Consider the following 10,467-nt stretch of genomic DNA (forward strand, 5'->3'; position numbering starts at 1 on the left):
ATGATGAACCCATTAATTATCAAACTCGGTGGTGTACTGCTGGACAGCGAAGAAGCGCTGGAGCGTCTGTTTACCGCGCTGGTGAACTATCGCGAATCACACCAACGTCCGCTGGTGATTGTGCACGGCGGCGGCTGCGTGGTGGATGAACTGATGAAAGGGCTCAACCTGCCGGTGATCAAGAAAAACGGCCTGCGCGTGACGCCTGCGGACCAGATTGACATTATCACCGGTGCGCTGGCGGGTACAGCGAACAAAACCCTGCTGTCCTGGGCGAAGAAACACCGCATTGCTTCCGTTGGCCTCTACCTGGGCGATGGCGACAGCGTAAAAGTGACCCAGCTCGACGAAGCGCTCGGTCACGTTGGACTGGCGCAGCCGGGTTCGCCTAAGCTGATTAACACGCTGCTGGAAGGCGGTTTCCTGCCGGTGGTGAGCTCTATCGGCGTGACCGAAGAGGGCGAGCTGATGAACGTTAACGCTGACCAGGCGGCAACTGCACTGGCGGCAACGCTGGGTGCGGACCTGATCCTGCTCTCCGACGTGAGCGGCATTCTGGACGGAAAAGGCCAGCGCATTGCGGAAATGACTGCGGCAAAAGCCGAGCAGCTGATTGCGCAGGGCATCATCACCGACGGCATGATCGTCAAAGTGAACGCCGCGCTGGATGCGGCGCGCACGCTGGGCCGCCCGGTTGATATCGCCTCCTGGCGTCACGCGGAGCAGCTTCCGGCGCTGTTTAACGGCACGCCGATTGGCACGCGTATTCTGGCTTAAGATTCTGTGCCGGATGGCGCTTCGCTTATCCGGCCTACGTGAATTTTGTAGGCCCGGTAAGCGCAGCGCCACCGGGCAAAAATATCATCATTAAGGAAATTCGTTATGGCACTTTGGGGTGGGCGTTTTACACAGGCAGCGGATCAGCGGTTCAAACAGTTCAACGACTCTTTGCGCTTCGACTACCGCCTGGCCGAACAGGATATTGTCGGCTCTGTGGCCTGGTCCAAAGCGCTGGTGACCGTTGGCGTACTGACCGCAGACGAACAGCAGCAGCTGGAAGAGGCGCTGAACAACCTGCTGGAAGAAGTGCGTCTGGATCCGCAGCAAATTCTGCAGAGCGATGCTGAAGATATTCACAGCTGGGTGGAAGGCAAACTGATCGACAAGGTCGGCCAGTTGGGTAAAAAGCTGCACACCGGCCGTAGCCGTAACGACCAGGTCGCCACCGACCTGAAGCTGTGGTGTAAAGATACCGTCGCGGAGCTGCTGGCGGCTAACCGTCAGCTGCAGACCGCGCTGGTGGAGACCGCACAGAACAATCAGGACGCGGTGATGCCGGGTTATACCCACCTGCAGCGCGCGCAGCCGGTGACCTTTGCGCACTGGTGTCTGGCCTACGTTGAGATGCTGGCGCGTGACGAAAGCCGTCTGCAGGATACCCTGAAGCGTCTGGACGTCAGCCCGCTGGGCAGCGGCGCGCTGGCGGGTACCGCTTACGAAATCGACCGTGAACAGCTGGCAGGCTGGCTGGGCTTTGCCTCCGCCACCCGTAACAGCCTGGACAGCGTCTCTGACCGTGACCACGTGCTGGAGCTGCTCTCCAATGCGTCTATCGGCATGGTGCACCTGTCGCGCTTTGCCGAAGACCTGATCTTCTTTAACTCCGGCGAAGCGGGCTTCGTTGAGCTGTCCGACCGCGTGACGTCAGGCTCATCCCTGATGCCGCAGAAGAAAAACCCGGACGCGCTGGAGCTGATCCGCGGGAAATGTGGCCGCGTGCAGGGCGCGCTGACCGGCATGATGATGACCCTGAAAGGGCTGCCGCTGGCGTACAACAAAGATATGCAGGAAGACAAAGAGGGGCTGTTCGACGCGCTCGACACCTGGCTCGACTGTCTGCATATGGGCGCGCTGGTGCTGGACGGCATTCAGGTGAAGCGTCCGCGCTGTCAGGAAGCGGCGCAGCAGGGCTATGCGAACTCTACCGAGCTGGCGGATTATCTGGTGGCGAAGAGCGTACCGTTCCGTGAAGCGCACCATATTGTCGGTGAAGCGGTAGTTGAAGCCATTCGTCAGGGTAAACCGCTGGAAGATCTGGCGCTGGCCGATCTGCAAAAATTCAGCGCGGCTATCGGGGATGATGTGTATCCGATTCTGGCGCTGCAGTCCTGCCTGGATAAGCGTGCGGCGAAAGGCGGCGTGTCGCCTAAGCAGGTGGCGCTGGCCATTGCGGAGGCGAAAAACCGCCTGATTTGATGCCTGAAACGTCGGGTGGCGGCTTCGCCTTACCCGACCTACAAAACCCCAGCCCAACCCTGAGTTGGGCTTTTTTACGCAAAAAAAAGCGGACCACGGGGTCCGCAAAAGTTCACGTTGGCTTTAGTTGTTCGAGTTTTGAGAGAAACTCGCTGACGGTGGCGGGGACGTCAAGGGTCAAACACGTGCCGCCTCGTCTATGTGGTGTATTATTCAACAGAATGCTTGATAGGGATAATCGTTCGTTGCTATGCTATCTATCGCCATGAACTATCGTGGCGACGGAGGATGAATAATGAATATTCGTGATCTTGAATACCTGGTAGCGTTAGCCGAGCATCGTCACTTTCGCCGCGCGGCAGATTCCTGCCACGTCAGCCAGCCCACGCTGAGCGGCCAGATCCGCAAGCTTGAAGACGAGCTGGGCGTGATGCTGCTGGAGCGCACCAGTCGTAAGGTTCTGTTCACACAGGCAGGTCTTCTGCTGGTGGATCAGGCGCGCACCGTGCTGCGCGAGGTCAAAGTGCTCAAGGAAATGGCAAGCCAGCAGGGGGAGGCGATGTCCGGCCCGCTGCATATTGGCCTGATCCCAACCGTTGGCCCGTACCTGTTACCGCACATCATTCCGATGCTGCACCAGACGTTCCCGAAACTCGAAATGTACCTGCATGAAGCGCAGACGCATCAGCTGCTGGCGCAGCTGGACAGCGGCAAGCTCGACTGCGCCATTCTGGCACTGGTAAAAGAGAGTGAAGCCTTTATTGAAGTGCCGCTGTTCGATGAGCCGATGATGCTGGCGATCTATGAAGATCACCCGTGGGCGAACCGCGATCGCGTGCCGATGGCCGATCTGGCGGGTGAAAAGCTGCTGATGCTGGAAGATGGCCACTGCCTGCGCGACCAGGCGATGGGCTTCTGTTTCGAAGCGGGTGCTGATGAAGATACCCACTTCCGCGCAACCAGCCTGGAAACCCTGCGAAATATGGTCGCGGCGGGAAGCGGTATTACGCTGCTGCCTGCGCTGGCGGTGCCGCACGAGCGTAAGCGTGATGGCGTGGTCTACTTGCCGTGCATTAAGCCAGAGCCGCGTCGTACAATTGGCCTGGTTTATCGCCCGGGTTCACCGCTGCGCAGCCGCTATGAGCAGCTGGCAGAGGCCATCCGCGGTGCGATGGATGGCCATTTTGACAGCGCGTTAAAACAGGCGGTTTAAGCCGTTCAGCGCGGCTACCCGATAGGCTTCCGCCATGGTCGGGTAGTTAAAGGTGGTGTTGACGAAGTACTCAATGGTGTTACCACCACCTTTCTGCTCCATGATCGCCTGGCCGATATGAATGATTTCCGCGGCGCGTTCACCAAAGCAGTGAATCCCGAGGATCTCTTTCGTTTCGCGATGGAACAGGATCTTCAGCGTTCCCACGCTCATCCCCACGATTTGCGCCCGCGCCAGATGTTTAAACTGCGCACGACCCACCTCGTAAGGCACCTTCATTGACGTCAGCTGCTGCTCGGTTTTGCCGACTGAGCTGATTTCCGGGATGGTGTAGATACCCGTCGGGATATCTTCGATCAGATGCGCCGTCGCTTCGCCTTTCACCAGCGCCTGAGCCGCAATGCGTCCCTGGTCGTAAGCGGCGGAGGCCAGGCTTGGGTAGCCAATCACGTCGCCGACCGCGTAAACGTGCGGCAGGGCGGTCTGATACATGCTGTTGACCTTCAGCTGACCGCGGCTGTCGGTTTCAAGCCCGATATTTTCCAGCTGCAGGGAATCGGTGTTGCCGGTACGGCCGTTGGCGTACAGGAGGCAGTCCGCTTTCAGCTTCTTGCCTGACTTGAGGTGCATGATCACCCCGTCGTCGCAGCCTTCGATCTTCTCGTACTCTTCGTTGTGGCGAATCACCACGCCGCTGTTCCAGAAGTGGTAGGAGAGGGAGTCCGACATCTCCTGATCGAGGAAGGCCAGCAGACGGTCGCGAGTGTTGATCAGGTCAACTTTGACGTCCATTCCGCGGAAGATCGACGCATATTCGCAACCAATGACCCCTGCGCCATAGATAATGACGTGGCGGGGTTCATGGTGCAGGCTCAGAATCGAGTCGCTGTCGTAGACGCGCGGGTGCGAGAAGTCCACGTCGGCCGGATGGTACGGGCGTGAACCGCAGGCAATCACAAATTTTTCAGCGGTGATGGTTTCAACCGACCCGTCGTGGCATTCGAGTGCCAGGGTGTGTTCATCCACAAAATGCGCGTTGCCCTGCAAAATTTCACAGTGGTTACGCTCATAAAACCCCTGACGCATGCGCGTCTGCTGGTTAATGACGGTATCCGCGTGATTCAGGATGTCGGCAAAAGAGGAACGAAGAAGTCGGGAGTGGTCGCTGTAAAGAGGATTCTGGTTAAATTCGATAATGCGGCTAACGGCGTGGCGGAGGGCTTTCGAAGGGATGGTGCCCCAGTGGGTGCAACCGCCGCCGACATTATGGTAGCGCTCAATAACCGCTACTCTGGCTCCCTGTTTCACCAGACCCATAGCAGCACCTTCGCCGCCGGGGCCGGAACCAATAACTATTGCGTCGTAATCGTAGGAATGTGGCATGGTAAGGCTTACCTGTTCTTATACATAAAAGCAACAGAATCATAACATCATTGCCAGAGTAACCCAATTATCGTTGTGCTTTTTTCCGGCAGTGGAGCACAAACCGCACGTAAACAATCATTCACAAAGCCAGGTAAACAGATTAATTTTATTCTCTGGTATAGTGCCATCAGGCCTTTGGAAGGATTCAACTATCGTGATGGGCGTAAGAGCACAACAAAAAGAGAAAACCCGGCGTTCGCTGGTGGAAGCCGCATTCAGTCAACTGAGTGCTGAGCGAAGTTTTGCCAGTTTGAGCCTGCGCGAGGTTGCACGCGAGGCCGGGATTGCGCCAACGTCCTTCTATCGTCACTTCCGTGATGTGGATGAACTGGGCCTGACCATGGTCGACGAGAGCGGTTTGATGCTGCGCCAGCTGATGCGCCAGGCGCGTCAGCGTATCGCCAAAGGGGGCAGCGTGATCCGTACCTCCGTGTCGACCTTTATGGAATTTATCGGCAATAACCCCAACGCGTTTCGTCTGCTTCTGCGCGAGCGTTCGGGCACATCGGCGGCGTTTCGTGCCGCCGTCGCGCGCGAAATTCAGCACTTCATCGCGGAACTTGCCGACTATCTTGAACTCGAAAACCATATGCCGCGTGCGTTTACCGAAGCACAGGCCGAGGCGATGGTGACGATTGTGTTCAGCGCGGGTGCCGAAGCGCTGGACGTCAGCATTGAACAACGCAAGCAGCTTGAAGAGCGACTGGTATTGCAGCTCAGGATGATCTCCAAAGGCGCGTACTACTGGTATCGCCGTGAACAAGAGAAACTGGCACATCAAACCGAAGAGTGAAGGTGAGTAATGAAACAGTCAGGTCAGGATAAAGGGACGCTGTTGCTGGCATTGATCGCTGGCTTATCCATTAATGGTACGTTCGCCGCTATTTTTAGCTCCATCGTGCCGTTTTCGATTTTCCCGCTGATTGCGCTGGTGCTGACGGTGTACTGCCTGCATCAACGCTACCTGAACCGCACCATGCCGGTGGGGTTACCGGGGCTGGCCGCCGCCTGCTTTATTCTGGGCGTATTGCTGTACAGCACGGTGGTGCGCGCGGAGTATCCGGATATCGGCTCTAACTTCTTCCCTGCGGTACTGTCTGTTGCGCTGGTGTTCTGGATTGGCTCGCGCATGCGTAGCCGTAAGAGCCAGTTACCGGAGTAGAGAAGGGTTTTGTAGGCCGGATAAGCGAAGCGCCATCCGGCTTTTTTGGCAGGTGGCGCTTCGCTTACCTGCCCTACAAGGCCACATTACTTCGCCGTGAGCAGTACGCCGCACTCCATATGGTGCGTATACGGGAACTGATCGAACAGCGCCAGACGTTCAACCTTGTGCGTCTGGCTTAACGTTTCCAGGTTCTTGCACAGCGTCTCCGGGTTACAGGAGATGTACAAAATACGCGGGTACGCCTGCACCATCTTCTCGGTTTCGCTGTCCAGGCCACTGCGCGGCGGGTCGACAAAAATCGTCTCACACTGGTAGCTCTTCAGATCGATGCCTTCCAGACGGTTAAACTGGCGTACGCCGTTCATGGCCTGCGTGAACTCTTCTGCGGCCATACGAACGATCTGCACGTTGTCGATATGGTTGGCGGCAATGTTGTACTGCGCGGCGGCCACCGACGGTTTGGCGATTTCGGTTGCCAGAACGCGATCGAAGTTACGCGCCAGCGCCAGCGAGAAGTTGCCGTTACCGCAGTAGAGCTCAAGCAGATCGCCCGTTGATCCTTCCGTCGCCTTCAGCGCCCACTCCAGCATCTGCACGTTCATTGCAGCGTTCGGCTGGGTGAAGCTGTTCTCGACCTGACGATACATCATCTCTTTACCCGCCACCGGCAGGCGCTCGTCGACGTAGTCCTGATCCAGCATGATTTTGGTTTTTGTCGCACGGCCAATCAGGTGAACGTTGATGTTCTGCGCACGCAGCGCATCACGCAGGGCTTCGGCCTGCTCGCGCCACTCGTCGTTCAGGGCTTTGTGGTATAGCAGGGAGACAATCGCCTGGTTACTTTGCGTGGTCAGGTAGTCAATCTGGAACAGCTTGTGGCGCAGCACCGGGTTGTTACGCACGCCTTCAACGATCAGCGTCATCAGCTGATTGATAAGCTCGCTCGCTGCCGGGAAGCTGTCCACGCGAATGCGGGACTTCGTCTGCTGATCGAAAATGATGTGGTACAGGTCGTCACCGTCGTGCCAGATGCGGAACTCTGCACGCATGCGGTAGTGGCTGACAGGAGAGCGGAACACCTCGGGAACGGGCGCGTTGAAAGGCGTCATCATACTTTGCAGGCGGACGACTTTCTCTGCCAGCTGCGCGTCGTACTGTTCTGTCGGGAGGTGTTCTGGGGTCATGATGCGTCCTGAGTGATAAAGAATTACGCGGGGATTGTAGGCATTGTTCAGGGGATGTCCAGATTTAATGGCCAATAGCTATCTGGACATCTATACGTATCTAATTGTAGCATTCTGTTTCCGGTCTCCTGAGAGTGAAAAGGGAATCCAGTGTAAATCTGGAGCTGACGCGCAGCGGTAAAGACTGGCGGGATGAGAGTTGTAGACACTGTGAACATGGGAAGTCTTCATCCGTATAACGCCACCTAGCCCGAAGACCTGCCGGGATCACGTCGCATTTGGTTTCATCATCGCGTGCTATCGATGAGGCCTGCGGCATCCTTCTTATATTGTGGATGCTTTAACAATGATTAAAAAAGTATCGCTGCTGACGGCGTTGTCCGTCACCGCATTTTCGGGCTGGGCGCAGGATAGCGCCGACTCGTTGGTGGTGACGGCAAATCGTTTTGAACAACCTGAAAAAACTATTCTGGCTGCAACCTCGGTTGTGACGCGTGCCGATATTGACCGTTGGCAGTCAACCTCGGTGCTGGACGTTATGCGTCGCCTGCCCGGCGTGGATACGGCGCAAAGTGGTGGGATGGGGCAACTCTCCTCTCTCTTTATCCGTGGCACCAACTCCAGCCACGTCCTGATCCTTGTAGATGGGATCCGCCTTAACCAGGCGGGCGTCACGGGGTCGTCCGATCTCAGCCAGTTCCCAATCTCCCTGGTGCAGCGAATCGAATATGTTCGTGGACCGCGTTCGGCGGTATACGGCTCAGACGCGATTGGTGGTGTCGTAAACATTATTACTACTCGTGCGAAGGACGGTACCACGCTGAATGCTGGCGTAGGCTCACACGGCTATCAGAATTATGGCGGCAGTACTCAGCAAACACTGGGCGACAGCACGCGCGTCACGCTTGCGGGTGATTACACCTATACCAAAGGGTTTGATGTGGTTGCGGACGGCAACAATGGTGGCCTTGCTCAGACCGATCGCGACGGCTTTATGAATAAAACGCTCTACGGCGCAATGGATCACGCATTCTCAGACCAGTGGAGCGGTTTTGTTCGCGGCTTTGGCTACAGCAACCGTACGGCCTACGACGGCTACTACAGCTCATTTACGCCTGACGTACTGGTCGATACCCGCCAGCTCTATAGCCAGACCTGGGATGCAGGATTGCGCTTCAACGATGACATCTTTCATTCACAGCTGCTCACCAGCTATAGCCACAGCAAGGACTATAACTACGACCCAAATTTAGGCCGCTACGATTCGACAGCCACGCTGGATGAAATCAAACAGTACAACGTCCAGTGGCTCAACTCCGTTGATGTTGGCCATGGGAACATTGGCGCGGGCGTTGACTGGCAGAAGCAGAGCACCGAGCCGGGTACAAACTACGTGACCAACGGCTACGACCTGCGTAACACCGGCGTCTACCTGACCGGGCTGCAGCAGTTTGGTGACTTCACCCTGGAAGGGGCGGTTCGCAGCGATGACAACTCTCAGTTCGGTCGTCATGGCACCTGGCAAAGCAGTGCGGCCTGGGAGTTCGTGGAGGGTTACCGTTTCGTTGCTTCTTATGGTACGGCCTATAAGGCACCGAATCTGGGTCAACTCTACGGTTTCTATGGCAATGACCATCTTGATCCAGAAGAGAGCAAGCAGTGGGAAGGTGCGTTTGAAGGCCTGACGGCGGGCGTGAGCTGGCGCGTATCCGGCTACCGTAATGACGTTGATAATCTCATCGACTTCGATAATAACCTTCAGCAATATTACAACGTCGGTAAAGCGCGCATTAAAGGCGTGGAAGCGACAGCATCGTTTGATACGGGTCCGTTGACGCATACTGTTGGCTATGACTACGTGGATGCCCGAAATGCCGCAACCAACGAACTTCTGGATCGTCGCGCTAAGCAGCAGGTGAAATATCAGCTCGACACGCAGATCTATGATTTCGACTGGAGCCTGACTTATCACTATCTCGGTACGCGTTACGACACTGACTTTGGTACTTACCCGTCTGAGAAAGTAAAAATGGGCGGTGTAAGCCTGTGGGATGTCGCAGTTTCGTATCCTGTCACCTCACACCTTACAGTTCGTGGTAAAATAGCCAACCTGTTCGATAAAGATTACGAGACAGTTTATGGCTACCAAACTGCAGGACGGGAATACACCTTGTCTGGCAGCTACACCTTCTAATCCGCGCCCTACCGTGCTGGTGTTTGATTCCGGCGTCGGTGGGCTTTCGGTCTATGATGAGATTCGGCATCTCCTGCCGGATCTCCATTACATCTACGCCTTCGATAACGTCGCTTTCCCGTATGGGGAAAAGAGCGAAGATTTTATTGTCGAGCGCGTGGTGGAAATCGTCACTGCGGTACAACAGCGTTATCCCCTTGCGCTGGCCGTTATCGCGTGTAATACGGCGAGCACCGTTTCTCTTCCCGCCCTGCGTGAAAAATTCCAGTTCCCGGTTGTGGGCGTCGTCCCGGCAATAAAGCCTGCCGCGCGTCTGACGGCGAACGGCATTGTGGGCCTGCTGGCCACGCGAGGTACGGTAAAGCGTCCTTATACCCGCGAGCTGATCGACCGTTTCGCCAACGAATGCCAGATTGCGATGCTCGGTTCGGCTGAGCTGGTAGAGATGGCGGAAGCGAAGCTGCATGGCAAGGCGGTATCACTCGACGAGCTGCGTCGTATTCTTCGCCCGTGGCTGCGGATGCCTGAACCCCCGGATACCGTTGTGTTGGGCTGTACCCACTTCCCGCTACTCCAGGAAGAGCTATTAGAGGTGCTGCCGGAGGGGACTCGCCTGGTGGATTCCGGTGCGGCTATCGCCCGTCGTACGGCCTGGTTGCTGGAGCATGAGGCCCCGGATGCGAAATCTACGGATGCGAATATCGCGTTTTGTATGGCGTTAACAAAAGAAACTGAACAACTTTTACCCGTTTTACGCCGTTATGGCTTTGAAACGCTCGAAAAACTGGCGCTGTAGCACGGTTTTGAGCAAAAAAGAGACGGTTGAAAGTTTTTTTTTAAAGAGGGGTTGTCAACGTCTGAGAACTCCCTATAATGCGCCTCCACTGACACGGAACAACGGCTTACAGGCCGCCGGGTTAGCGGGGTTCAGAGATGAACGCCAACAGAGAAAAGCGAAAATAATCACTTGACTCTGAATGAGGAAAACGTAATATACGGGACCTCGCAACGGTGAGCGAAAGCCGCGTTG

At 56.3% G+C, this 10,467-nt stretch carries 9 protein-coding genes and 1 riboswitch; of the genes, 7 read left to right on the forward strand and 2 right to left on the reverse strand.

Annotated elements, in window-relative coordinates:
* From argB to oxyR, 3 genes are all read left to right on the forward strand, one after another.
* Positions 1–777: an acetylglutamate kinase gene (argB, locus tag N6P30_RS14550; protein WP_088728450.1), complete on the forward strand. Its 777-nt coding sequence runs from the start codon at positions 1–3 to the stop codon at positions 775–777.
* A 105-nt stretch (positions 778–882) separates the two neighbouring features.
* Positions 883–2,256: an argininosuccinate lyase gene (argH, locus tag N6P30_RS14555; protein ID WP_023293587.1), complete on the forward strand. Its 1,374-nt coding sequence runs from the start codon at positions 883–885 to the stop codon at positions 2,254–2,256.
* Positions 2,257–2,551: 295 nt separating this feature from the next.
* Complete coding sequence (gene oxyR / locus N6P30_RS14560) at positions 2,552–3,469, forward strand: DNA-binding transcriptional regulator OxyR (protein ID WP_008501786.1); 918 nt, start codon at positions 2,552–2,554, stop codon at positions 3,467–3,469.
* Here oxyR and sthA read toward each other — a convergent pair.
* Positions 3,452–4,852, reverse strand: a complete 1,401-nt coding sequence (gene sthA / locus N6P30_RS14565; protein ID WP_008501785.1) for a Si-specific NAD(P)(+) transhydrogenase — start codon at positions 4,850–4,852, stop codon at positions 3,452–3,454. The two genes, oxyR and sthA, sit on opposite strands and share 18 nt — an antisense overlap.
* 196 nt (positions 4,853–5,048) lie before the next feature.
* Here sthA and fabR point away from each other — a divergent pair, with 196 nt between their 5' ends.
* Both fabR and N6P30_RS14575 read left to right on the forward strand, forming a co-directional pair.
* Positions 5,049–5,687 (forward strand): HTH-type transcriptional repressor FabR, encoded by a 639-nt coding sequence (fabR, locus tag N6P30_RS14570; protein ID WP_008501784.1) that lies wholly within the window; start codon positions 5,049–5,051, stop codon positions 5,685–5,687.
* A 9-nt stretch (positions 5,688–5,696) separates the two neighbouring features.
* Entirely contained in the window at positions 5,697–6,056 is a 360-nt protein-coding gene (locus tag N6P30_RS14575) for a YijD family membrane protein (RefSeq protein WP_008501783.1), read from the forward strand.
* Between the two features lie 86 nt (positions 6,057–6,142).
* Here N6P30_RS14575 and trmA read toward each other — a convergent pair whose 3' ends face one another.
* The gene (gene trmA, locus N6P30_RS14580) at positions 6,143–7,243 is read right to left on the reverse strand and encodes a tRNA (uridine(54)-C5)-methyltransferase TrmA (RefSeq protein ID WP_023293585.1); all 1,101 of its coding nucleotides are present in this window, start codon (positions 7,241–7,243) and stop codon (positions 6,143–6,145) included.
* Positions 7,244–7,347: 104 nt separating this feature from the next.
* A riboswitch (cobalamin riboswitch) is annotated at positions 7,348–7,524 on the forward strand.
* Between the two features lie 65 nt (positions 7,525–7,589).
* On the opposite strand from trmA, the gene btuB reads away from it, so the two are divergent.
* On the forward strand, positions 7,590–9,437 hold the full coding sequence (gene btuB, locus N6P30_RS14585; protein WP_023293584.1) for a TonB-dependent vitamin B12 receptor BtuB: 1,848 nt from the start codon (positions 7,590–7,592) through the stop codon (positions 9,435–9,437).
* Entirely contained in the window at positions 9,382–10,233 is an 852-nt protein-coding gene (gene murI, locus N6P30_RS14590; RefSeq protein WP_023293583.1) for a glutamate racemase, read from the forward strand. Before btuB ends, murI begins: the two co-directional genes overlap by 56 nt.
* The last annotated feature ends 234 nt before the right edge of the window (positions 10,234–10,467 follow it).

This window comes from Enterobacter sp. PL1, assembly GCF_945957325.1.
In the GTDB taxonomy this organism is placed as follows: domain Bacteria; phylum Pseudomonadota; class Gammaproteobacteria; order Enterobacterales; family Enterobacteriaceae; genus Enterobacter; species Enterobacter roggenkampii.

What these genes read in the sequence shown, in the direction of transcription:
- btuB (WP_023293584.1), top strand. Translation starts at nt 7,590, where the DNA reads ATGATTAAAAAAGTATCGCTGCTGACGGCGTTGTCCGTCACCGCATTT.
- sthA (WP_008501785.1), bottom strand. Translation starts at nt 4,852, where the DNA reads ATGCCACATTCCTACGATTACGACGCAATAGTTATTGGTTCCGGCCCC.
- murI (WP_023293583.1), top strand. Translation starts at nt 9,382, where the DNA reads ATGGCTACCAAACTGCAGGACGGGAATACACCTTGTCTGGCAGCTACA.
- trmA (WP_023293585.1), bottom strand. Translation starts at nt 7,243, where the DNA reads ATGACCCCAGAACACCTCCCGACAGAACAGTACGACGCGCAGCTGGCA.
- N6P30_RS14575 (WP_008501783.1), top strand. Translation starts at nt 5,697, where the DNA reads ATGAAACAGTCAGGTCAGGATAAAGGGACGCTGTTGCTGGCATTGATC.
- argH (WP_023293587.1), top strand. Translation starts at nt 883, where the DNA reads ATGGCACTTTGGGGTGGGCGTTTTACACAGGCAGCGGATCAGCGGTTC.
- argB (WP_088728450.1), top strand. Translation starts at nt 1, where the DNA reads ATGATGAACCCATTAATTATCAAACTCGGTGGTGTACTGCTGGACAGC.
- oxyR (WP_008501786.1), top strand. Translation starts at nt 2,552, where the DNA reads ATGAATATTCGTGATCTTGAATACCTGGTAGCGTTAGCCGAGCATCGT.